The sequence below is a fragment of the Streptomyces yongxingensis genome (assembly GCF_055597465.1).
Genome location: NZ_CM145717.1, coordinates 5,421,076 through 5,443,241, shown reverse-complemented (window position 1 = coordinate 5,443,241; position 22,166 = coordinate 5,421,076). Strand labels below are relative to the sequence as shown.

17 protein-coding genes and 4 tRNA genes are annotated in these 22,166 nt (G+C 70.2%); 10 read left to right on the top strand and 11 right to left on the bottom strand.

The window, feature by feature from the left end; all coding sequences use genetic code 11:
• Nucleotides 1-227: 227 nt before the first annotated feature.
• Nucleotides 228-1,727 (top strand): N,N-dimethylformamidase beta subunit family domain-containing protein, encoded by a 1,500-nt coding sequence (locus ACZ6TD_RS23280; RefSeq protein WP_471357074.1) that lies wholly within the window; start codon nt 228-230, stop codon nt 1,725-1,727.
• 469 nt (nt 1,728-2,196) lie between these two features.
• Here ACZ6TD_RS23280 and ACZ6TD_RS23275 read toward each other — a convergent pair whose 3' ends face one another.
• Nucleotides 2,197-3,648, bottom strand: a complete 1,452-nt coding sequence (locus tag ACZ6TD_RS23275; RefSeq protein WP_471357072.1) for a phytoene desaturase family protein — start codon at nt 3,646-3,648, stop codon at nt 2,197-2,199.
• Nucleotides 3,649-3,830: 182 nt separating this feature from the next.
• On the opposite strand from ACZ6TD_RS23275, the gene ACZ6TD_RS23270 reads away from it, so the two are divergent.
• Entirely contained in the window at nt 3,831-4,751 is a 921-nt protein-coding gene (locus tag ACZ6TD_RS23270) for a phosphoribosylaminoimidazolesuccinocarboxamide synthase (protein ID WP_471357069.1), read from the top strand.
• Nucleotides 4,752-4,827: 76 nt separating this feature from the next.
• Here the strand turns inward: ACZ6TD_RS23270 and ACZ6TD_RS23265 are convergent.
• The 4 genes from ACZ6TD_RS23265 to ACZ6TD_RS23250 form a co-directional block, all read right to left on the bottom strand.
• Nucleotides 4,828-4,900, bottom strand: a tRNA-Gly gene (locus tag ACZ6TD_RS23265).
• Between the two features lie 239 nt (nt 4,901-5,139).
• Nucleotides 5,140-5,215, bottom strand: a tRNA-Gly gene (locus ACZ6TD_RS23260).
• An 81-nt stretch (nt 5,216-5,296) separates the two neighbouring features.
• Nucleotides 5,297-5,368, bottom strand: a tRNA-Gly gene (locus ACZ6TD_RS23255).
• 104 nt (nt 5,369-5,472) lie between these two features.
• Nucleotides 5,473-5,790, bottom strand: a complete 318-nt coding sequence (locus ACZ6TD_RS23250; RefSeq protein ID WP_037953281.1) for a histone-like nucleoid-structuring protein Lsr2 — start codon at nt 5,788-5,790, stop codon at nt 5,473-5,475.
• A gap of 302 nt (nt 5,791-6,092) precedes the next feature.
• On the opposite strand from ACZ6TD_RS23250, the gene purS reads away from it, so the two are divergent.
• The 3 genes from purS to purL are packed head-to-tail and all read left to right on the top strand — an operon-like array spanning nt 6,093 to nt 9,300.
• Complete coding sequence (gene purS, locus ACZ6TD_RS23245) at nt 6,093-6,377, top strand: phosphoribosylformylglycinamidine synthase subunit PurS (protein ID WP_471357066.1); 285 nt, start codon at nt 6,093-6,095, stop codon at nt 6,375-6,377.
• The gene (gene purQ / locus ACZ6TD_RS23240; protein WP_471357063.1) at nt 6,374-7,054 is read left to right on the top strand and encodes a phosphoribosylformylglycinamidine synthase subunit PurQ; all 681 of its coding nucleotides are present in this window, start codon (nt 6,374-6,376) and stop codon (nt 7,052-7,054) included. Before purS ends, purQ begins: the two co-directional genes overlap by 4 nt.
• On the top strand, nt 7,051-9,300 hold the full coding sequence (gene purL, locus ACZ6TD_RS23235) for a phosphoribosylformylglycinamidine synthase subunit PurL (RefSeq protein WP_471357060.1): 2,250 nt from the start codon (nt 7,051-7,053) through the stop codon (nt 9,298-9,300). Before purQ ends, purL begins: the two co-directional genes overlap by 4 nt.
• Before the next feature lie 72 nt (nt 9,301-9,372).
• On the opposite strand, the gene ACZ6TD_RS23230 is transcribed toward purL, so the two are convergent.
• Entirely contained in the window at nt 9,373-9,771 is a 399-nt protein-coding gene (locus ACZ6TD_RS23230; protein ID WP_471357057.1) for a nuclear transport factor 2 family protein, read from the bottom strand.
• Between the two features lie 149 nt (nt 9,772-9,920).
• Here ACZ6TD_RS23230 and ACZ6TD_RS23225 point away from each other — a divergent pair, with 149 nt between their 5' ends.
• The 3 genes from ACZ6TD_RS23225 (at nt 9,921) to purM (ending at nt 13,547) form a co-directional block, all read left to right on the top strand.
• Complete coding sequence (locus ACZ6TD_RS23225; RefSeq protein ID WP_471357055.1) at nt 9,921-10,709, top strand: maleylpyruvate isomerase family mycothiol-dependent enzyme; 789 nt, start codon at nt 9,921-9,923, stop codon at nt 10,707-10,709.
• Nucleotides 10,710-10,876: 167 nt separating this feature from the next.
• Nucleotides 10,877-12,436, top strand: coding sequence for an amidophosphoribosyltransferase (gene purF, locus ACZ6TD_RS23220; RefSeq protein WP_471357052.1), 1,560 nt, complete (start codon nt 10,877-10,879; stop codon nt 12,434-12,436).
• A gap of 43 nt (nt 12,437-12,479) precedes the next feature.
• On the top strand, nt 12,480-13,547 hold the full coding sequence (gene purM / locus ACZ6TD_RS23215) for a phosphoribosylformylglycinamidine cyclo-ligase (protein WP_471357050.1): 1,068 nt from the start codon (nt 12,480-12,482) through the stop codon (nt 13,545-13,547).
• A gap of 104 nt (nt 13,548-13,651) precedes the next feature.
• Here the strand turns inward: purM and ACZ6TD_RS23210 are convergent, their stop codons facing one another.
• A complete protein-coding gene (locus ACZ6TD_RS23210) occupies nt 13,652-13,906 on the bottom strand; it encodes a DUF3073 domain-containing protein (RefSeq protein WP_046086494.1) in 255 nt (84 codons plus the stop codon).
• A gap of 424 nt (nt 13,907-14,330) precedes the next feature.
• Entirely contained in the window at nt 14,331-15,485 is a 1,155-nt protein-coding gene (locus tag ACZ6TD_RS23205; RefSeq protein WP_471357046.1) for a Leu/Phe/Val dehydrogenase, read from the bottom strand.
• Nucleotides 15,486-15,661: 176 nt separating this feature from the next.
• On the opposite strand from ACZ6TD_RS23205, the gene ACZ6TD_RS23200 reads away from it, so the two are divergent.
• Together ACZ6TD_RS23200 and bldC are read left to right on the top strand one after the other, a co-directional pair.
• The gene (locus ACZ6TD_RS23200) at nt 15,662-16,498 is read left to right on the top strand and encodes a DUF8083 family protein (RefSeq protein ID WP_471357044.1); all 837 of its coding nucleotides are present in this window, start codon (nt 15,662-15,664) and stop codon (nt 16,496-16,498) included.
• 499 nt (nt 16,499-16,997) lie between these two features.
• Complete coding sequence (gene bldC / locus ACZ6TD_RS23195; protein WP_020869672.1) at nt 16,998-17,204, top strand: developmental transcriptional regulator BldC; 207 nt, start codon at nt 16,998-17,000, stop codon at nt 17,202-17,204.
• A 452-nt stretch (nt 17,205-17,656) separates the two neighbouring features.
• Here bldC and ACZ6TD_RS23190 read toward each other — a convergent pair whose 3' ends face one another.
• From ACZ6TD_RS23190 to hrpA, 3 genes are all read right to left on the bottom strand, one after another.
• Complete coding sequence (locus ACZ6TD_RS23190) at nt 17,657-17,869, bottom strand: DUF6274 family protein (RefSeq protein WP_471357040.1); 213 nt, start codon at nt 17,867-17,869, stop codon at nt 17,657-17,659.
• A gap of 118 nt (nt 17,870-17,987) precedes the next feature.
• A tRNA-Asp gene (locus tag ACZ6TD_RS23185) sits at nt 17,988-18,062 on the bottom strand.
• A 138-nt stretch (nt 18,063-18,200) separates the two neighbouring features.
• The gene (gene hrpA, locus ACZ6TD_RS23180) at nt 18,201-22,127 is read right to left on the bottom strand and encodes an ATP-dependent RNA helicase HrpA (RefSeq protein WP_471357037.1); all 3,927 of its coding nucleotides are present in this window, start codon (nt 22,125-22,127) and stop codon (nt 18,201-18,203) included.
• Nucleotides 22,128-22,166 lie beyond the last annotated feature (39 nt).

The following is a 22,166-nucleotide window of genomic DNA, read 5'->3' as shown; positions in this document are numbered from 1 at the left end:
GCGTTCGGTGTCTGTTCCGGCAAATTAGCGACTATCGGTGACGGAGTGGGTGCGTAATGTGATGTGCTGGGACCGGTCGCTGTCGCCCGGCCCAGGAGTTCCGGCCCAACCGGCCCGAACCGCGAGACCGGCCCCGTAGCCCGGCCCACAAGGCCGGACCCGCGGCGGTGCGGTGTGCGAGGACAGCGAGGCGAGGCGCCGCCGGGTACGCAGGGAGGGGAGCAGTTGTGGGGACGGACCAGATCCGGCGCTGGGAGTCGGGAGCGCTCGCTCACGCGGTGACGGATCCTTTCGGCCAGGGCCCGCTGCCCTGGCTGCGCGACAGTGAGAACTACTTCGACGACACCGGCCGGGTGGTCCCGTGGTACGTCGACCAGGTCCATCTCTCCGGGGCCGACGCCCGGGCGCCCGGGCGGGCCGGCGAGAGGGGCCCCGCCAGGATCCCCGGCCCGCGCACCGCCGACGATGTCCACCGGCAGATCAAGGGCTTCCCCTCCACTTCCGCCGCGGCCCCCGGTGAGGCCATCGACTTCCGGATCACGGTGGACCCGCCCCAGCAGTTCAGCGTCGACATCTACCGCATCGGCTACTACGACGGCACCGGCGCGCTGAAGATCACCACCAGCCCCCGGCTGTCCGGGATCGTCCAGCCGCCCCCGCTCACCGCCGACCGCACCGTCTCCTGCCACCACTGGTGGCTGTCCTGGCGGATGCAGATCCCCTCGTACTGGAAGCTCGGCGCGTATGTCGCGGTGCTGACCACCCTGGACGGCTACCGCAGCCACATCCCGTTCACCGTCCGCGACAGCCGCCCCGCCGACCTCCTCCTCGTCCTGCCGGACCTCACCTGGCAGGCGTACAACCTCTACCCGGAGGACGGCCGGACCGGCGCCAGCCTCTACCACGCCTGGGACGAGCGGGGAAAGCTGCTCGGCGAGTCGGAGGCGGCCACCACGGTCTCCTTCGACCGGCCGTACGCGGGCGCGGGGCTGCCCCTCCACGTGGGGCACGCGTACGACTTCATCCGCTGGGCCGAGCGCTACGGCTACGACCTGGCCTACGCCGAGATGCGCGACCTGCACGCGGGCGGCGTCGACCCCACCCGCTACCGGGGGCTGGTCTTCCCCGGCCATGACGAGTACTGGTCGGCGCCGATGCGCCGCACCGTGGAGGCGGCCCGCGACAGCGGCACCTCGCTGGTCTTCCTCTCCGCGAACACCATGTACTGGCAGGTCGAGCTCGCCCCCTCGCCCTCCGGCCCGCACCGGCTGCTGACCTGCCGCAAGCGCCGCGGCCCCGGCCGCTCGGCGCTCTGGCGGGAGACCGCACCCGAGCAGCAGCTCATCGGCATCCAGTACGCGGGCCGGGTGCCCGAGCCGAGCCCGCTGATCGTGCGCAACGCCGGCCACTGGCTGTGGGAGGCCACGGGCGCGGAGGAGGGCGACGAGCTTCCCGGCCTGGTCGCCGGCGAGGCCGACCGCTACTTCCCCCGCACCGCCCTCCCCGACCACCTCCGCCGCATCCTCCTGGCCCACTCGCCGTACGAGGACGCGGAGGGGGTCATCCGCCACCAGGAGACGTCGATCTACCGGGCCCCGAGCGGCGCGCTGGTGTTCGCGTCGGGGACGTTCGCGTGGTCCCCCGCGCTGGACCGTCCGGGGCATACGGACGAGCGGGTCCAGAAGGCCACGGCGAATCTGCTGGACCGGATCTGCAAACGGGGATGAGGCAGTGTCCGGCGAACCACGGATGCTTTCCCCTTCCCGCCCCTTCCCGCTACCAGGGGCTCCGCCCCTGGACCCCCGGGATCCCCGCGGCGGAGCCGCATATCGATGCTCAGCCCGCCGCAGGCGTCACGATCCGCCGGGCGTCGCTTGGCCTGCGGCCGGTGGAGGGCGGCTTTCCGCTCCTCGTCCTGCTGGGCAGGGGGCTCTCCGCCTCTGGACGCCGGGGTCTGGGGCGGAGCCTCAGTTTCGGGGAGGGGCGGGGTGGGGGGGGGCAGTCCGCCGCAGGTGTCGCGGTCCGTCGGGCGCTGTTTGGCACCCGTGGCCGGTGCGGGGGGCTTCCCTCTCCCCGCACCGCTACCAGGGGCTCTCCGCCTCTGGACGCCGGGGTCTGGGGCGGAGCCTCAGTTTCGGGGAGGGGCGGGGTGGGGAACAGCCCGCCGCAGGCGGCGCGATCCGCCGGACGCACCCCCTACGCCACCGGGGCCAGGGGCGGGGCCTTCCGTATGCCGAAGCGATGCCGTAGCGCCGACAGGGCCGCCAGGTAGCCGCACATCCCATGGACCCCCGGCCCCGGTGGGGTCGCCGACGAGCAGAGGAAGAGGCCGGGCAGCGGGGTGCGGTACGGATCGAAGCGGGGCACCGGCCGGGCGAGGCTCTGCCAGATCGTCATCGCGCCCGAGCCGATGTCCCCGCCCACGTCGTTGGGGTCGTAACGCTCCAGGTCCCGCCCCGACATCCCACGCGCCGCGAGCACCGTGTCGCCGAAGCCGGGGGCGTACGTCTCGATCCGGGAGCGGATCAGCTCCACCGGGTCGGTGTCGTCGCCGTTCGGCATGTGGGCGTAGGCCCATACCGGGCGCCTGCCGGGCCGGGCGCGCCCGGGGTCGGTGACGGCCGGGTCGACGAGCAGGACGAAGGGCGCCCGGCTGCGTATCCCGCGCGCCGTCCGGTTCTCCTCCCGGACCAGCTCGGCATGGGTGCCGCCCAGGTGTACGGTCCCGGCGCGGCCCACGGCGGGGTCGGCCCACGGGATCGGCTCGCTGACCAGGAAGTCGGCCTTGGCGGCGGCCGGGCCGTAGCGGAACCGCCGCAGCGCCCGGACATAGCGGTCGGGCAGCGCGCGCCCGGCGATGTCCAGCAGCCCCGGGACACCGGTGTCGAGCAGCACCGCGCGATACCCGTCCAGCTCGCCGAGGTCGCCGATCGCGCACCCGGTGTGGAAGGTGCCGCCGTGCGCGGTGATGTCGTCCACCATGGCCTCGGCGATCCGGGCGCTGCCGCCGCGCGGCAGCGGCCAGCCGGGGCCGTGGGCCAGATGCCCGAGGAGGGCCGCCACCGCACCCCCGGCCAGGCTGGGCAGCTCGCCCACCGCATGGGCGGCGACCCCGGTGAGCAGGGCGGGCGCCGCCTCACCGGTGAAGCGGACGGCACCGAGCCCGGTGCCGTGCACGAGGATCCGCGTGGCCAGCAGCAGCGGTGCCACCGGATCGCGAGGGAGGGCGCGCTGCCCGGAGAGGATGAAGTCGACCACGCCCTCGCTGTGCCGCACCAGCGGTGCCATCAGCAGCCGCCAGCGCTCCCCGTCCGGGCCGAGCCCGGCGCAGGTGGTCTCCAGATCGCGGTGGGCGAGCGCGGCGCGGCCGCCGTCCAGCGGATGGGCGTAGGAGACCTCGGGCGTCAGCAGCTCCACCCCGCGCGCGGCCAGGCCGAACTCGCGGAAGAAGCGGGAGGCGGGCGCCATGGGGTGGACCGCCGAGCAGATGTCGTGGGCGATCTCCGGGTCGAGGAGCGGCTGGGTGCGCAGCCCGCCGCCCAGGGCGGCGGCGGCCTCGTACACCACCACCCGCAGCCCGGCGCGGGCCAGGGTGACGGCGGCGGCGAGCCCGTTGGGCCCGCTGCCCACGATCGCCGCGTCGGCCATCCCGCACCTCCCCGCCGCCCCCGTCTGTGTCCTGCCGCACGAGTTCCTCGTACGCCGTGTTCGAACCGGCCGGAAGCGGAACCCGGAGCGCGGCACCCCTGCGGCTCCGCGCCCCGCCGCAGGTCGCCGCCGTTCAGTGCGGCAGAATCGAGGGGGCTTGGACAAAAACACCAGGAGGAAGCGTGTCCGGATTCGTCGAGAAGCCCGAGCCGGTCGAGGTTCCGGGCCTTCAGCACCTGCACACCGGCAAGGTGCGCGACCTCTACCGGAACGAGCGCGGTGAGCTCGTCATGGTCGCCAGCGACCGGATCTCCGCCTACGACTGGGTCCTGCCGACCGAGATCCCCGAGAAGGGCAAGATCCTCACCCAGCTCTCCCTCTGGTGGTTCGATCTGCTCGCCGACCTCGTCCCCAACCACGTCCTGTCCACCGAGCTGCCCCCCGGCGCCCCCGCCGACTGGGAGGGCCGGACCCTGGTGTGCCGGTCGCTGCGGATGGTCCCGGTCGAATGCGTGGCGCGCGGCTATCTGACCGGCTCCGGCCTGGCCGAGTACCGCGAGACCCGTACGGTGTGCGGAATCGCCCTCCCCGAGGGGCTGACCGACGGTTCCGAGCTGCCCTCCCCGATCTTCACCCCGGCCACCAAGGCCGAGGTCGGCGAGCACGACGAGAACGTGGCGTACGAGGAGGTGGCCCACCGCATCGGCGCCGAGCCCGCCGCCCAGCTTCGCCAGGCCACCCTCGCCATCTACCACCGGGCCCGGGAGATCGCCCGCGCGCGGGGGATCATCCTCGCCGACACCAAGTTCGAGTTCGGCTACGCGGAGGCGACCCTGGGCGTGGAGAGCGCCGAGCCGGTGCTCGCCGACGAGGTGCTGACCCCGGACTCCTCCCGCTTCTGGCCCGCCGACCAGTGGGAGCCCGGCCGAGCGCAGCCGTCCTTCGACAAGCAGTACGTCCGCGACTGGCTGACCTCCCCGGCCTCCGGCTGGGACCGCGCCGGCGAGCAGCCGCCGCCCCCGCTCCCGGAGGAGGTCGTCGAGCGGACGCATGCGAAGTACGCGGAGGCTTACGAGCTGCTGACCGGCACCGGCTGGAAGTAGGCCGGAGGCCGACCAGCGGGACGGAAGAAACGACGCGAGGGCCCCGGCCGATCGGCCGGGGCCCTCGCGTTCACCGAGCGGACGACGAGGCTCGAACTCGCGACCTCAACCTTGGCAAGGTTGCGCTCTACCAACTGAGCTACGTCCGCCTGCGCCGGACTTTTCCGCTCCGACGCGCCTCTACTATAACCAAACCCTCGACCGGTGAACTACCACCCCGGGTACGGAGCCCGCTCCGGGGCCCCTCCTGGCGGCGGTGAAGCCGCTCGGAGCCGCTCCGCGACGGAGGCGCCCCGTCCGCCGCCGGCTCCAGCGGCATGGGCCTGTTGCGGCGGCATGCGCCCGAAAACGCCTGAGGCGCCGGTCGATTCGACCGGCGCCTCAGATCTGGAGCGGACGACGAGATTCGAACTCGCGACCCTCACCTTGGCAAGGTGATGCTCTACCAACTGAGCCACGTCCGCATGCCTCCGACCGGCTTTCACCGATCGGCGCGTGCATCACTCTACCTGATCCTCGTCAACAAGAGGCCGATAGGCGATGAGAGCGGGTGACAGGGATCGCACACTGCGCCTCCCCCTTGGAAAGGGGGCGCTCTACTACTGAGCTACACCCGCATGGTGTCTTCCTCGGGGTTTCGGCCTTTCGGCCTCGCCCCTCGGCGTGCTCCAGACTTTAGCGGATCACCCGGGGTGGTGTGCAACTCGGCTGAACGGGTGCCTCAGGCCGACTCGTCGAAGGCTTCGTAGACCTTCTTGGGGATCCGGCCGCGCGGCGGCACCTCCATGCCGTTCGACCGGGCCCAGGCGCGCACCGCGGCCGGGTCCGGGGCGACGGCGGTGCGGCGGTACGTCTTGCCCGAGCGGGCCCGCTTGCGGCCGGCCTCCACGTACGGCGCGAGAGCGTCGCGCAGTTTCGACGCATTGGCAGAGTTGAGGTCGATCTCGTACAACTTGCCGTCGAGTCCGAACGTGACCGTCTCTTCCGCTTCGCCTCCTTCGAGATCGTCGGAGAGCGTGACTACTACGCGCTGCGCCACGGATATCGGTCCTTTCGGGCTGCATCGATGCGTTGACGTGCAAAGATGCCAGCTGTCCAGTTGTGTCCAGCAATGCTTTTTCATTTGTACAGTGACTGGCATTGCATTGTGAACCCCAGTAATTCCATCCGCGTGTCACGCCGCGATCGGCACCATACGTTTTTCCCTGACCTTTCCCCGTCGGTTGCCACCGACGATGCTTAAACGTGACCGAACCCTTGCATATCTACTCGCGTAGATTTTTGGCCGGGGTACGCTTGGGCACCGCCTTACGCACCAGCACCACACCACCGGGAGTGCCAGTGGCACGCGTCGTAGTCGACGTCATGCTCAAGCCGGAGATCCTCGACCCCCAGGGCCAGGCGGTGCAGCGAGCACTGCCCCGCCTCGGTTTCGACGGGATCGCCGACGTCCGTCAGGGCAAGCGCTTTGAACTCGAGGTGGAGGGCCCGGTCGATGACGCCGCCCTCGCCCGTATCCACCAGATCGCCGAGACCTTTCTGGCGAACACCGTGATCGAGGACTTCTCCGTGAAGGTCGAGGTCGGCGAGGGCGCCGACGCCACTGCCGTGAAGGCGGAGTCGTGACCGCACGCGTCGGAGTCATCACCTTCCCCGGCACGCTCGACGACCGCGACACCCAGCGCGCGGTCCGCACCGCCGGGCTGGAAGCCGTCCCGCTGTGGCACCGCGACAAGGACCTCAAGCAGGTCGACGCGGTGATCCTGCCGGGCGGCTTCTCCTATGGCGACTATCTGCGGGCCGGAGCGATCTCCCGCTTCTCCCCGGTAATGGAGTCGGTGATCGGCCAGGCGAAGGCCGGTATGCCGGTGCTTGGCATCTGCAATGGCTTCCAGGTACTCACCGAGACCCATCTCCTCCCCGGTGCGATGCTGCGGAACAACCACCTGCACTTCATCTGCCGTGATCAGAAGTTGCGAGTGGAAAACGCGGAGACCGCCTGGACCCGCTCCTATGAGCAGGGTCAGGAGATCAACATCCCGCTGAAGAACATCGACGGCCGCTATGTCGCCGATGAGCGCGTCCTCGATGAACTCGAGGCCGAGGGACGCGTCGTCTTCCGCTATCAGGAGCTCAACCCCAACGGCTCGCTCCGCGACATCGCCGGTATCTGCAATGCGGCGGGCAATGTCGTCGGCCTCATGCCCCACCCCGAGCACGCCGTCGAACCCCTGATCGGCACCGGTCGCACCGACGGTCTCGGATTCTTCACCTCGATCCTCAAGAGGCTGGTCAGCGCATGACCCTGGACACCACCAAGCACGCGGCGCAGACCCCGGAGGCCGAGCAGCCCTGGGCCGAGCTCGGTCTCAAGCAGGACGAGTACGAGCGCGTCCGCGCCATCCTGGGCCGCCGCCCCACCGGCGCCGAACTCGCGATGTACTCCGTCATGTGGTCCGAGCACTGCTCGTACAAGTCGAGCAAGGTCCATCTGCGGCAGTTCGGCGAGAAGGCCCCCGAGAGCGACGCCCTGCTCGTCGGCATCGGCGAGAACGCGGGCGTGGTCGACGTCGGCCAGGGCTACGCGGTCACCTTCAAGGTCGAGTCGCACAACCACCCCTCGTACGTCGAGCCCTACCAGGGCGCGGCCACCGGCGTCGGCGGCATCGTCCGCGACATCCTCGCCATGGGCGCCCGCCCGGTGGCCGTGATGGACCCGCTGCGCTTCGGTGCCGCCGACCACCCCGACACCAAGCGGGTGCTGCCCGGTGTGGTCGCGGGCATCGGCGGTTACGGCAACTGCCTGGGCCTGCCCAACATCGGCGGCGAGGTCGTCTTCGACCCGTGCTACCAGGGCAATCCGCTGGTCAACGCGTTGTGCGTGGGCGTGATGAAGCATGAGGACATCCACCTCGCCAAGGCGTCCGGCACCGGCAACAAGGTGATCCTCTACGGCGCCCGCACCGGTGGCGACGGCATCGGCGGCGTCTCCGTGCTGGCCTCGGAAACGTTCGATGACAGCAAGCCCACCAAGCGTCCCGCCGTCCAGGTCGGCGACCCCTTCCAGGAGAAGCTGCTCATCGAGTGCACCCTGGAGGTCTTCAAGGAGGACCTGGTCGAGGGCATCCAGGACCTCGGCGGCGCGGGCCTGTCCTGCGCCACCAGTGAGCTCGCCAGCGCCGGCTCCGGCGGCATGCGGGTCGAGCTCGACACCGTGCCGCTGCGCGACTCCTCGCTCTCCCCCGAGGAGATCCTGATGAGCGAGTCGCAGGAGCGCATGTGCGCGATCGTGAAGCCCGAGAAGGTCGACCGCTTCCTGGAGATCTGCGAGAAGTGGGACGTCATCGCCACCGTCATCGGTGAGGTCACCGACGGCGAGCGGCTGGAGATCTACTGGCACGGCGAGCAGATCGTGGACGTCCCGCCGCGCACCGTCGCCCACGAGGGCCCGGTCTACGAGCGCCCCTATGCCCGCCCCACGTGGCAGGACGCGCTCCAGGCCGACGACGCGGGCAAGCTGCCGCGCCCGGCCACGGCCGAGGAACTGCGCGAGCAGGTCCTCAAGGTGATCGGCTCCCCGAACCAGTCGTCCAAGTCCTGGATCACGGATCAGTACGACCGCTTCGTGCAGGGCAACACGGTCCTCGCCCAGCCCGAGGACTCCGGCATGGTCCGGGTGGACGAGGAGACGGGCCTCGGCGTGGCCGTCGCCACGGACGGCAACGGCCGCTACGCCAAGCTGGACCCGTACGCGGGGGCGCAGCTCGCGCTCGCCGAGTCGTACCGCAATGTGGCCGCGTCCGGCGCCAAGCCGCTGGCCATCTCCAACTGCCTCAACTTCGGCTCGCCGGAGGACCCCGCGGTCATGTGGCAGTTCGCGGAGGCCACCCGCGGCCTCGCGGACGGCTGTCTGACCCTGGGCACCCCGGTCACCGGCGGCAATGTGTCGCTGTACAACCAGACCGGGGAGGTGGCCATCCACCCGACGCCGGTCGTCGCCGTCCTCGGTGTGATCGACGATGTGGCCCGCCGCACCCCGATCGCCTTCGCGGAGGAGGGCCAGCTCCTTTACCTGCTGGGCGACACCGCGGCGGAACTGGGCGGCTCGGCCTGGTCCCAGGTGATCCACGACCACCTGGGCGGACTGCCGCCGAAGGTGGACCTGGAGCGGGAGCGGCTGCTCGCCGAGATCCTGATCTCGGCCTCGCGCGACGGCATGGTGGACGCGGCCCACGACCTGTCCGACGGCGGTCTGATCCAGGCGCTCGCCGAGTCGTGTCTGCGTGGGGACAAGGGCGCCCGGATCGTCGTCCCCGACGGTCTGGACCCCTTCGTCCTGCTGTTCTCCGAGTCCGCGGGCCGGGCGATCGTCGCCGTACCGCGCAGCGAGGAGGTCCGCTTCAACGACATGTGCGGGGCCCGGGGGCTTCCGGCCGCCCGTATCGGCGTGGTCGACGGCGACGCGATCGACGTCCAGGGGCAGTTCTCCATCCCGCTGGCCGAGCTGAGGGAGTCGTACGAGGCGACGATCCCGGGTCTGCTGGCCTGAGGACGCATGCCGTACGGCCCGCTCCCCGACGCCGGGGAGCGGGCCGTACGGTCCGTTCGGGCCTGGTGGGGCTCACTTCCCCCAGAAGGCATCGGTGGCGTCGATGTCCTCGACGCACTGGTCGATGTCGCTGATCTTCCCGCCGACGATGGTGAAGAACAGCCCGGTCTTCATGTCCAGCGTACGGTTGCCGCGCTCGGCGCGGACGCGGTGGCCGGAGATCACATGCCCGCGCCCGTCGGGCATCACCGTCTCCAGATCGACCCGCAGGGTGCCACCGGTCTCCTCGAACTCGGTGCGGTACAGCCGCATGCACGCGTCCCGGCCCTTGTGGTGTCCGGAGATCATGTTGTCACCGGGCACATGCTGCATGACGTCCGCCGTCAGCAGCGTGGAGAGGGTGTCCAGGTCGCCCTGCTGGAACGCGGTGCACGCCCGGCGCACCACGGCGGCATCGGGGTGCTCGCCCATGGTCAGTCACACCTTTCGTGCTGATTGGTGCCTCTCTATCCCCTTCCTCCATCCTCCGTCCGCCCCGCCGGGCTGTCGACATTCTTTGGGCTCGGTTCTCCCCCAGCTACCGCTGGGAGGTTCCCCCGGCCGGAAGTAGGCTCGGCGCCATGCCGCCTCGTGCCCGTGCCCGCAGCTATGACCCCGCCAAGACCAGGACCGCCGTGATCGCGCAGCTCCGGCAGGTGCGGAAGGTGGCCGGGGGGCTGGACGAGACCGCCCTGGGCGCCCCCACCCGGCTCGGCGACTGGACGGTCCGGGAGCTGATCGCGCATCTGGCGATGGCCGTGACGTCCGTCGTACGGCTCCTGGAGCGGCCCGCGCCGCCCGCGCGCGAGGTCACCGTCACCGGCTGGGCCTCGGCGGTGGCCGGGCATTCGGGGCCGATCGACGAGGAGACGCGGGCTCTCACGGCGGACGCGAAACCGGGCGAGCTGCTGGAGCGCGCCGAGGCCCGGTTCGCCGAGGTGGCCGCCGTCGCGCCCGCCGACCGGCTGCTGGCCGCCCGTGTCGGGGCGATGCGGCTGGACGACTACCTCGTCACCCGCTGTGTGGAGCTGGTGGTCCACGCCGACGATCTGGCGGCCGCCACCGGCGTCCCCGTGTCGCACGACCGCCAGGCGCTGGCCACCGCCACCCGCGTGCTCGCCGACGCCCTCGCGGCGCAGGCGCCCGGCGGCTCGGTCGAGGTCCGGATCCCGCCGTTCGCCGTGATCCAGTGCGTCGAGGGCCCCCGGCACACCCGTGGCACCCCGCCGAACGTCGTCGAGACCGATCCGCCGACCTGGATCCGCCTCGCCACGGGCCGTCTGACCTGGGCCGAGGCCCTGGAGTCCGCGCCGCTGACCGCGAGCGGCGACCGCGCCGACCTCTCCGCCCACCTTCCGGTGCTCGGCTGACGGGCCCGAGATGTGATCCTTGCCTCGGACAGGCATCCCCGCCCCCGGCCGTGCGCAGGTCGGGTGCGGGTCCCGGGGGTTCGCGAGCGGCGCCGAGAATGTGACTTACGCCCTCCTGACGGGTCCCTCGTTCGGAGGCACCGCTGAACTGGCCTAGACTCGATGACGTGCCACGTGGTGACGGACGACTCAGCCACGACCTGCTCCCCGGTGAGAAGGGCCCCCAGGACGCTTGCGGCGTCTTCGGAGTCTGGGCACCGGGAGAAGAGGTCGCCAAACTCACCTATTTCGGGCTGTACGCACTGCAGCACCGTGGACAGGAGTCCGCGGGCATCGCGGTGAGCAACGGCTCCCAGATTCTCGTCTTCAAGGACATGGGCCTGGTCTCACAGGTCTTCGACGAGACCTCCCTCGGCTCCCTCACGGGCCATATCGCGGTCGGTCACGCCCGCTACTCCACCACCGGAGCCTCGGTGTGGGAGAACGCGCAGCCGACGTTCCGGGCGACCGCCCACGGCTCGATCGCGCTGGGCCACAACGGGAACCTGGTCAACACCGCCGAGCTGGCGGAGCTGGTCGCGGCCCTGCCCCGCGACGGCGGCCGGGCCACCCAGGTGGCGGCCACCAACGACACCGACCTGATCACCGCCCTGCTCGCGGGCCAGGTGGACGAGGACGGCAAGCCGCTGACCGTCGAGCAGGCGGCCCCCATCGTCCTGCCCAAGGTCAAGGGCGCTTTCAGCCTCGTCTACATGGACGAGCACACGCTGTACGCGGCGCGCGACCCCCAGGGCATCCGCCCGCTGGTCCTCGGCCGCCTCGAGCGCGGCTGGGTGGTGGCCTCCGAGACCGCCGCCCTGGACATCGTGGGCGCGTCCTTCATCCGTGAGATCGAGCCCGGCGAGATGGTCGCCATCGACGAGAACGGGCTGCGCTCCACCGTCTTCGCCGAGGCCCGCCCCAAGGGCTGTGTCTTCGAGTACGTGTACCTGGCCCGCCCCGACACCGACATCGCGGGGCGGAACGTGTACCTCTCCCGGGTCGAGATGGGCCGCCGGCTGGCCAAGGAGGCCCCGGCCGAGGCCGACCTGGTCATAGCGACGCCCGAGTCCGGCACCCCGGCCGCCGTCGGCTACGCCGAGGCCAGCGGGATTCCGTACGGCTCCGGGCTGGTCAAGAACAGCTATGTGGGCCGGACCTTCATCCAGCCCTCGCAGACCATCCGGCAGCTCGGCATCCGGCTCAAGCTGAACCCCCTCAAGGAGGTCATCCGGGGCAAGCGCCTGGTGGTCGTCGACGACTCGATCGTCCGCGGCAACACCCAGCGCGCCCTGGTGCGGATGCTCCGCGAGGCCGGGGCCGCCGAGGTCCACATCCGGATCTCGTCCCCGCCGATCAAATGGCCGTGCTTCTTCGGCATAGATTTCGCCACCCGCGCCGAGCTGATCGCCAACGGTCTCTCGGTCGAGGAGATCGGCAAGTCGCTGGGCGCCGACTCGCTGGCGTACATCTCCACCGACGGCATGATCGAGGCGACCACGATCGCCAAGCCGAATCTGTGCCGGGCCTGCTTCGACGGTGAGTACCCGATGGACCTGCCGGATCCGGAGCTGCTGGGCAAGCACCTCCTGGAGTCCGAGACGCAAGGGCAGAGCAGCGGTGACGCCGACGGTGTGACGACGCTGACCGCCGGTGTCGGCGGCGCCGACGCCCTGCGCCGTCCCTGAGCGCCGCCTGCCCGTCATCCCCGATACGAAAGATCTCAACGTCATGTCCGAGTCCGGGTCCACCTACGCCGCCGCGGGCGTCGACATCGAGGCGGGCGACCGCGCCGTCGAGCTGATGAAGGAGTGGGTCAAGAAGGCGAGCCGGCCCGAGGTCGTGGGCGGCCTCGGCGGTTTCGCCGGGCTCTTCGACGCCTCCGCCCTGGCCCGCTACCAGCGTCCGCTGCTCGCCTCCGCCACCGACGGGGTCGGTACCAAGGTGGACATCGCCCGGCGGATGGGCGTGTACGACACCATCGGCCGCGACCTGGTCGGCATGGTCGTGGACGACCTGGTGGTCTGCGGTGCCGAGCCGCTGTTCATGACCGACTACATCTGCGTCGGCAAGGTCTACCCGGAGCGCGTCGCCGCCATCGTCAAGGGCATCGCCGAGGGCTGCACCCTCGCCGGCTGCGCCCTGGTGGGCGGCGAGACCGCCGAGCACCCGGGGCTGCTGGGCGCGGATGACTTCGATGTGGCCGGGGCCGGTACGGGCGTGGTCGAGGCCGATCGGGTACTGGGCGCGGATCGTATCCGAACGGGTGATGTGGTGATCGCCATGGCATCGTCCGGACTTCACTCGAACGGGTACTCACTCGTCCGCCATGTGCTCTTCGACCGGGCCGGCTGGGCGCTGGACCGCGAGGTACCGGAGCTCGGCCGGACGCTGGGGGAGGAGCTGCTGGAGCCCACCCGGATCTACTCGCTGGACTGCCTGGCCCTCACCCGCACCACCGATGTGCACGCCTTCTCGCACATCACCGGCGGCGGGCTCGCCAACAACCTCGCGCGGGTCATCCCCGACGGGCTGCGCGCGGTCGTGGACCGCTCGACCTGGACCCCCGGCGCGATCTTCGAGCTGGTCGGCGAGGCCGGCTCGGTCGAGCGCCTGGAGCTGGAGAAGACCCTCAACATGGGCGTTGGCATGATGGCCGTGGTCCCGGCGGACTCCGTGGATGTGGCGCTCACCACGCTCGCCGACCGCGGCGTCGATGCCTGGGTCAGCGGTGAGATCACCGCGCGCACGGCCGGGGACGCGGAGGCGGTGACGCTGACCGGTGACCATGCGGGCTGAGGCGGCCGCGCCGCCCGCGCGGACAGCACAGAAGCCGGCCCGAGGCGGGTGCCCCGGACCGGTGGAGGTGTGCGGCGATAAGCCGAGCGCCTGGAACGAGTGGTTCAGGCGCGGCGACGCTGCGGGGACGGATCGGACTGTTCGTCGTCCTCGTCCTCATCGTCGTTGTACAGATCCGCGTACTGTGCGTACGGGTCGTCGTCCAGCTCATCGTCCTCGAACCGCTCGCCATTCGGCGGCTGGTTCGATGTCGATGCGCCCAGCTCCTCGGCCAGGCGTGAGAGATCCGTCCCACCGCTGTTGTACTTCAGCTGGCGGGCGACCTTCGTCTGCTTGGCCTTGGCCCGGCCGCGCCCCATGGCTCGACCCCCTCAACGACGGGGCTCGACGGCCCCAGAGTCTTGACACGCGTTCACGTTCATAAATCGGAGCGGACTCTCAGAAGAGAGACCGGTCCGTAGGGCTTCAACGGTACCTGCTTCTGTGGCCATACGGTACGTCGCCCACACGACGTGCCACGAGGCAGAACCCGCGAGGAGCCCGTTCCTCGCTGGTCAGCTGCGATTTTAACGTGTCTTGTGCGCCGACCCGCCGACGGGCCGTGAGGGATCTCTCCCCGATGGCTCCCAGGGGGCTCTCATGTCCCCCGTACGCGGCCTCCGGCAAAGGATCCCGCACGGCCCGTCCGCACGGCCTCACATCGCTCCTCAGACGCTCTCAGGCGCTTCCCAAGGCCCTCGGGCGCCCCGTGGCCCATGCCGGTGGCATCTGCCCGGCCACGGCTCAGACCTCATGGCCCTCCGCCATCCGGTGCTCGGCCAGCCGGTCGGCGGCCGCGGCCGGCGGGATGCCGTCGGTCCGTGCCCGATCGAATATGGCCAACGTCGTGTCGAAGATCTTCGCCGCTTTGGCCTTGGCCCGGTCGAAGTCGAAACCGTGCAGCTCATCGGCCACCTGGATGACACCACCGGCGTTCACCACGTAGTCCGGCGCGTAGAGGATGCCGCGGCCGTCCAGGTCCTTCTCGACGCCCGGGTGGGCCAACTGGTTGTTGGCCGCGCCACACACCACCTTCGCGGTCAGGACGGGCACCGTGGCATCGTCCAGGGCGCCACCCAGCGCACACGGGGCGTAGACGTCCAGGTCGGCGCGGATCAGCGCCTCGGTGTCCCGGACCGCCTGGACGCGGGGGTGGCGGGCCAGCACGCGGTCCACCGACTCGGTGCGCACATCCGTGACCACGACCTCGGCGCCGTCCTCCAGCAGGTGCTCCACCAGGTGGTGGCCGACCTTGCCGACCCCCGCGATGCCGACCCGGCGGCCGCGCAGCGTGGGCGCGCCCCAGGACGCCTGGGCGCTCGCCCGCATCCCCTGGAAGACGCCGAAGGCGGTCAGCACCGAGGAGTCCCCGGCGCCGCCGTTCTCCGGGGAGCGGCCGGTGGTCCAGGGGCACTCCCGGGCGACGACGTCCATGTCGGCCACATAGGTGCCCACGTCACAGGCGGTGACGTAGCGACCGCCGAGGGAGGCCACGAAGCGGCCGTAGGCGAGCAGCAGCTTCTCGGTCTTGATCTCCTCGGGATCGCCGAGGATCACGGCCTTGCCACCACCGTGGTCGAGCCCGGCGAGCGCGTTCTTGTAGGACATGCCGCGGGCGAGGTTGAGCGCGTCGAGGAGCGCCGCTTCTTCGGGGTGCTCCTCGGAGGCGTAGGCGTGGAAGCGGGTGCCGCCGAGCGCCGGGCCCAGGGCGGTGGAGTGGATGGCGATGACGGCCTTCAGGCCGCTCTCCCGGTCCTGGCAGAGCAGCACCTGCTCATGCCCGCCGAGATCGGAGCGGAAGAGTGTCGAAAGCGGTGAGAGAGGGTTCGGCACGCGACTCTCCGTCGGACCGTCGGCGCTGACGGTGTGACGTACGTCGGTCACGGTGGTGACTCCCATAGGTCGGGGTAGACGCCCTCCTGGCTGGTGGGGAGGGCCGTGGGCAAGAGGGTAAGCCCTGGGGGCCCGGCGGATCGGCCATGTCCCCGACGAGTCCGTATGCCGAGCATGGGACGATGCCCTCAGGTGGGGGTAAGGGAGCCCCTGGCGGTGGTCTCAGCCTTGAGGGAGCGCGTGTGACCTTGGCGTCTTCGGTGATTGTCCCGTACGCGGCGTATCTCCGGGTCTATGAGCCACTGGCAGCGTTTCCGGAGCCGGAGAGATCGCACTGGGCGCGGTATGCCAAGCGCGATGACCTGCCGGGTGCGCAGGACGAGCTGCGCCGCTCGCTCGCGGACCTCCTGCCGGTCCCCCCGGTGGCGGTTCCGGTGCACGAGAGCGCGGACGCCTTCGTGGCGCTCGTGGACGGCGTCACCTGCGTCTGCCCGTGGCGCACCCGGCTGAGGGGCTGGCTGGCCCTGGAGGAGCTGCCGGAGCGCCTTCCCGGGCCCCTTCTGGACGCGGCCCTGCCCCCGGTGGTGCGCCGGCAGGCGGTGGCCGACTTCGAGCGGTGGCTGGAGCGCAACCCGGACGCCCGGCCGTGGATCCGCTCGGCCACCTGGCATGTGCCGGTGCGCTGGTTCGTGCTCTTCGGGGACGAGGAGCGCGAATTCACCAAGGGTGACGACGGTCTCATCCTCCGTTACCGCACCCCAATGGTCCAGGCCAGGCGCCGGGTGGCGCGTGGCCTTAAAGTGCTCAAGGAGTCTCTCGGCGAGGGGCCGCTGATCGACGGGCTGGTGGACGTCGGCCGGTGGCTCGAGGAGTTCCACCCCCGGTCGTTGGTCGAGCTGGACTACGGCGGTCTGGTGCACACGCTGCCGGCCGGGCAGCTGGAGGACGACCACTCGGCCGCGGATGTGGCGGAGGGCCTGGCGGCGCTGCGCGACGGGGACGGGGAGCGGGCGGGCGTCGCGTACGAGCGGCTGACCGACCGCTGGAGCGTGGTCCGCGGGCGGCAGAACGCGAGCTGAGCGCCCGGCCGGACGGGCGCCGGGCGACCGGTTGAGCGGTCCACCGGAACAGAGGGGACGTAGGTCCCGATCCGGGCCATTGCCTCAATCGTGACCTAAAGCACTGACTTCGGGCCTTGCGGTAATCACCCATCCTCGTGTCAAAATAGGACAAGGAGTCCGGTAGGGGCTCCTTCCGCCCAACTATGGGCGGATTCTTCGGTATTGCACTCCTTGACGGATCTGGTGACCCCTGATCCTGTTGTGACTGATCGTCACGGCCGTGTGACAGTCCGTTATGGCATGGTCCATCGGCTTCCGTCGAGGTTGGTCACCTGAGAGGGCAATTCCATCGGTTTGGCCGACGGGGCTGGACAGATGGTGTAGTTGTAGTGCCGAGGACAAGCCGTTCGTCCTATAACCGACTCGGCCCGCGTCCGCCATTTCGGGCAACGTGGGTCAAGGTGCAGAATTTAGAGGAAAGAACCGTGATGGTTCGGTTCTCCCGAGGAGGCCGCTCATGACCGCTCGCACCCCTGATGCCGAGCCGCTGCTGACCCCGGCTGAGGTTGCCACGATGTTCCGCGTGGACCCGAAGACGGTCACTCGCTGGGCGAAGGCAGGCAAGCTCACGTCGATCCGCACGCTCGGAGGGCATCGGCGCTACCGCGAAGCGGAGGTCCGTGCTCTTCTTGCGGGCATCCCGCAGCAGCGCAGCGAGGGCTGAACAACCGCATAACCGGGCATTTCCGGGCCCCCCAGCCCGGCTTTCGCCTGTATAGCTCCACCACGACGGGTGCCTGCCCCAACAGGCCCTCCACCGCTCGACATGGGTGCGTCGTTGATCGCGCTGGACTCCGCCGGGTCCGGCGCGATCTTTTTATGCCCTGGGGGCGGTCTTCCGGAGGGTGCCTCCAGGGGGTCCTCAAGTGCCTCTGGAAGCGCAATCGTTCGGGTTGTGCGGGGTGGTCCGCAAGGGGCTCGAGGAAGCTCGCGGAGAGCTTTCGGGGGGCTCGTGAGGGTCACGGACAGAGGGTGCAATTGCACATATTAAATTGACCCATGGTGAGCGGGGTGTAAGTTCCCTCACTCTGGAAACTCATTCGGTGACTCCCGTCACACTCCCCAACCCTTGCCCGGTGCCCAGTGATTGCGCTAAAAGGCAACTGCGGTAAGGGCTTACCGATTTGACGGTGGCGAGGCCGCCGTCGTCTCCTCGCGATCCTCGGGTCCGGCCCCGTCGCCCGCCTCGTCGGCCGCCGGGTGCTCCATCGCCAGCCGCAGCAGGCGATGGCAGATCGGACAGTGCCGGGTGAAGTGGCGGTTGCCCGCGGCGGCCGCCAGATGGGCGCGCAGCAGCGCCCTGGTCTCATGCTTCGCGGACGTCGTCATACGCCGCACCTCCCGCGCACCCCCGCGCACACCTTTTAGTTTGGGTACCTCTGTGTGTGGTGTGCCGTCAAGACGCGAAAGGCCCGGATCCATATCTGGATCCGGGCCTTCCGGTAAGCGGTCCTGACGGGATTTGAACCCGCGGCCTCCACCTTGACAGGGTGGCGAGCACTCCAAACTGCTCCACAGGACCAACAGTGACGCCTGCGGCTCCGCCGCCGGGCGCCGCGCCGTTGTGCGCTGCGATGCAGACTCTACAGCAGGTCAGGGGGTGCGGTCGAACTCGCGCCCGGCGGGGCCCCGGCGGTCCGCCGGAGCCTCCGGGACACCCTTACGGCGCCGCCGCGTCGATGGCCTTCACGATGCGCTTGTCGGACACCGGATAGGCCGTGCCGAGGGCGTGCGCGAAGTAGCTGACCCGCAGCTCCTCGATCATCCAGCGGATCTCCAGCGCCTCCTGGGGCACCGGGCGCCCCGCCGGGAACTGCTCCAGCAGCCACGCGTACTCGTCCCGCATCTCCCGCACCTTCGCCATCCGGGCGCGGTCCCGGTCGGCGTTGCCCGGAAGCTGCTGGAGCCGCCGGTCCACGGCCACCAGATAGCGCATGAGGTCCGGAAGCCGCCGTACGCCGTGCGCGGTCACGAAACCCGGCGTGATGAGCTCCGAGAGCTGCTCCCTGATGTCCGTGAGGGACGGCAGTAGCACCGGGCTGCTGGTGGCCTTGAGCCGCCGCTCGCACGACTGCCAGGCCGCCAGCACCTCCTGGACCTTGCGCACGGTGTCCAGCGTGGCGTCCATGATGTCGCCGCGGACGGCGTCGAAGAGCTTGCGGAACGATTCCTCGTCCCAGACCGGGCCGCCACGGGCCGCGATCAGCCGGTCGGCCGCCGCGGCCACGCAGTCGTCGAACAGCGCCCGCACACTGCCGTGCGGGCTGCTGGAGAGCGCCAGCTTGGCCTGGTTGGAGAGCTTGCCCTGGACGAACTTCGCGGGGTTGGACGGCAGCTGGAGCAGGATCAGCCGGCGCGTCCCCCGCCACATCGCCTCCCGCTGCTCGGCCTCGGTGTCGAAGAGCCGTACGGCCACCGACGCGCCCTCGTCCACGAGCGCCGGATACGCCTTCACCGGCTGGCCGCCGCGGCGCGTCTCGAAGGTGCGCGGCAGCGTGCCGACCGTCCACCGGGTCAGCCCGCCGCGCTGCTCGATCCCCTCGGCCTCCTTGGAGGACTCGAACGCCTTGGAGATCGCGGCCCGCGTCTTGGGCCGCAGCCGCTGCCGCAGCGCCTCCAGGTCCTTGTCCTCGGCCAGCTTGCGGCGCCGCTCGTCCACCACCCGGAAGGTGATCTTCAGGTGGTCGGGCACCTTCGTCAGGTCCCAGTCCTCCGGCTCGATCCGTACCCCCACCATCCGCGGGAGCTCCCGCCCCAGCGCCGCCGTCAGCGGCTCCTGGAGGGGGACAGCGCTTTCCAGGAAGCGCTTGGCGTAGTTGGGCGCCGGTACGTAGTGACGGCGGACCGGCTTGGGCAGCGAGCGGATCAGCTCGGTGACCAGATCCTCGCGCAGCCCCGGGATCTGCCAGTCGAAGCCGTCCGGGGTGACCTGGTTGAGCACCTGGAGCGGGATGTGGACGGTCACACCGTCCGCGTCCGCCCCCGGCTCGAACTGATAGGTCACCTTGAACTTGAGCCTCCCCTGGCGCCAGGAGTCCGGGTAGGCGTCCTTGGTGACGTTCTGCGCCTGCTCGTTGATGAGCATCGACTTCTCGAAGTTGAGAAGCTCCGGCTCCTCGCGCCGCTTGTGCTTCCACCACGAGTCGAAGTGCGCGCCGGAGACCACATGCTCGGGGATCCGCTGGTCGTAGAAGTCGAAGAGTGTCTCGTCGTCCACGAGGATGTCGCGGCGCCGGGCGCGGTGCTCCAGCTCCTCGACCTCGCCCAGCAGCTTGCGGTTGTCGTGGAAGAACTGGTGGTGGGTGCGCCAGTCGCCCTCCACCAGGGCGTTGCGGATGAACAGGTCGCGGCTGGTCTCGGGGTCGATCCGGCCGTAGTTGACCTTCCGCTGGGCGACGATCGGCACCCCGTAGAGCGTGACCCGCTCATAGGCCATCACCGCGGCCTGCTTCTGCTCCCAGTGCGGTTCGCTGTAGGTGCGCTTGACCAGGTGCTGGGCGAGCGGCTCGATCCACTCGGGCTCGATCCTCGCGTTGACCCGCGCCCACAGCCGGGACGTCTCCACCAGCTCCGCCGACATCACCCAGCGCGGCGGCTTCTTGAACAGCGCCGAGCCGGGGAAGACCGCGAACTTGGCGCTGCGCGCGCCCAGGTACTCGTTCTTGTCGGTGTCCTTGAGACCCACATGGGAGAGGAGCCCCGCCAGCAGCGACGTGTGGACGCGGTCGGGCGCCGCGTCCTGCTCGGACATGTGGATGTCCATGGTCCTGGCGACCGTGCGCAACTGGCTGTAGATGTCCTGCCATTCGCGTATGCGCAGGTAGTTGAGGTATTCATGGCGGCACATCCGGCGGAAGGCGGAGGAGGACAGCTCCTTCTGCCGCTCCCGGACGTAACGCCACAGATTGAGGAAGGCCAGGAAGTCGCTGGACTCGTCCTTGAAGCGGGCGTGGCTCTGGTCCGCCTGCTGCTGCTTGTCCGAGGGGCGCTCGCGCGGGTCCTGGATGGACAGCGCCGCCGCGATCACCATGACCTCGCGGACACAGCCGTTGCGATCCGCCTCCAGCACCATCCGGGCCAGCCGCGGGTCCACCGGCAGCTGGGCCAGCTTCCGGCCGACCTGGGTGAGCCGCTTGCGCGGGTCCTTCTGCTTGCTGTCCAGGGCGTGCAGCTCCTCCAGGAGCTGGATGCCGTCCTTGATGTTGCGGCGGTCCGGCGGGTCGATGAAGGGGAACTTCTCGATGTCGCCGAGGCCGGCGGCGGTCATCTGGAGGATGACGGAGGCCAGGTTGGTCCGCAGGATCTCGGCGTCGGTGAACTCCGGGCGGGTGACGAAGTCGTCCTCGGAGTACAGCCGGATACAGATGCCGTCGCTGGTCCGGCCGCAGCGGCCCTTGCGCTGATTGGCGCTGGCCTGGGAGATCGGCTCGATGGGCAGCCGCTGGACCTTGGTGCGATGGCTGTAGCGGGAGATCCGGGCGGTGCCCGGGTCGATCACATAGCGGATGCCGGGGACGGTCAGCGAGGTCTCGGCCACGTTCGTCGCCAGCACGATTCTGCGGCCGGTGTGTCTCTGGAAGACCCGGTGCTGCTCGGCGTGCGACAGCCGCGCGTACAGCGGGAGCACCTCGGTGACCGGGAGCTTCTTCTTGTTGAGCGCGTCGGCGGTGTCGCGGATCTCCCGCTCACCGGAGAGGAAGACCAGGATGTCGCCCGGCCCCTCGGCCTGGAGCTCGTCGACCGCGTCGCAGATCGCGGTGATCTGGTCCCGGTCGCTGTCCTCGCCGCCCTCCTCGAGCAGCGGGCGGTACCGCACCTCGACCGGATACGTACGCCCGCTGACCTCGACGATCGGCGCGTCGCCGAAATGGCGGGAGAAGCGCTCGGGGTCGATGGTGGCGGAGGTGATCACGACCTTGAGGTCGGGGCGGCGGGGCAGCAGCTGGGCCAGATAGCCGAGCAGGAAGTCGATGTTGAGGCTGCGCTCATGGGCCTCGTCGATGATGATCGTGTCGTACTGGCGCAGCTCGCGGTCGGTCTGGATCTCGGCGAGCAGAATGCCGTCGGTCATCAGCTTGACGTGGGTGTTCTGACCCACCTGATCGGTGAAGCGGACCTTCCAGCCGACGGACTCGCCGAGCGGCGACCGCATCTCCTCGGCGATGCGCTCGGCCACGGTGCGGGCCGCGATCCGGCGCGGCTGCGTATGGCCGATGAGGCCCTTGACGCCGCGCCCCAGCTCCAGGCAGATCTTGGGAATCTGGGTGGTCTTCCCGGAGCCGGTCTCACCCGCGACGATCACCACCTGGTGATCCCGGACGGCCTCGAGGATCGCGTCCTTCTTCTGGCTGACCGGCAGCTCTTCCGGATAGGTGATGGCCGGCACCGCGGCGCGGCGGTCCGCGACCCGCAGCTCGGCACGCGTCATCTCCTCGGCGATCTCGTCGAGCACGGCCGCACGGGCCTCGGGTTTACGGATCCGGCGCACACCGTCGAGCCGGCGTCCCAGCCGCTGCTGGTCGCGCAGCATCAGCTCGGGCAGCCGCTCCAGCAGGGCGGGCAGGGCGGGGGCAGGCGTGGTGGACATACGGACCCCAGGATCTCACCTCCGGAAAACGGCTGGCGA

What these genes read in the sequence shown, in the direction of transcription:
- ACZ6TD_RS23275 (WP_471357072.1), bottom strand. Translation starts at nt 3,648, where the DNA reads ATGGCCGACGCGGCGATCGTGGGCAGCGGGCCCAACGGGCTCGCCGCC.
- purL (WP_471357060.1), top strand. Translation starts at nt 7,051, where the DNA reads ATGACCCTGGACACCACCAAGCACGCGGCGCAGACCCCGGAGGCCGAG.
- ACZ6TD_RS23230 (WP_471357057.1), bottom strand. Translation starts at nt 9,771, where the DNA reads ATGGGCGAGCACCCCGATGCCGCCGTGGTGCGCCGGGCGTGCACCGCG.
- ACZ6TD_RS23225 (WP_471357055.1), top strand. Translation starts at nt 9,921, where the DNA reads ATGCCGCCTCGTGCCCGTGCCCGCAGCTATGACCCCGCCAAGACCAGG.
- purM (WP_471357050.1), top strand. Translation starts at nt 12,480, where the DNA reads ATGTCCGAGTCCGGGTCCACCTACGCCGCCGCGGGCGTCGACATCGAG.
- ACZ6TD_RS23210 (WP_046086494.1), bottom strand. Translation starts at nt 13,906, where the DNA reads ATGGGGCGCGGCCGGGCCAAGGCCAAGCAGACGAAGGTCGCCCGCCAG.
- ACZ6TD_RS23205 (WP_471357046.1), bottom strand. Translation starts at nt 15,485, where the DNA reads ATGGGAGTCACCACCGTGACCGACGTACGTCACACCGTCAGCGCCGAC.
- bldC (WP_020869672.1), top strand. Translation starts at nt 16,998, where the DNA reads ATGACCGCTCGCACCCCTGATGCCGAGCCGCTGCTGACCCCGGCTGAG.
- ACZ6TD_RS23190 (WP_471357040.1), bottom strand. Translation starts at nt 17,869, where the DNA reads ATGACGACGTCCGCGAAGCATGAGACCAGGGCGCTGCTGCGCGCCCAT.
- hrpA (WP_471357037.1), bottom strand. Translation starts at nt 22,127, where the DNA reads ATGTCCACCACGCCTGCCCCCGCCCTGCCCGCCCTGCTGGAGCGGCTG.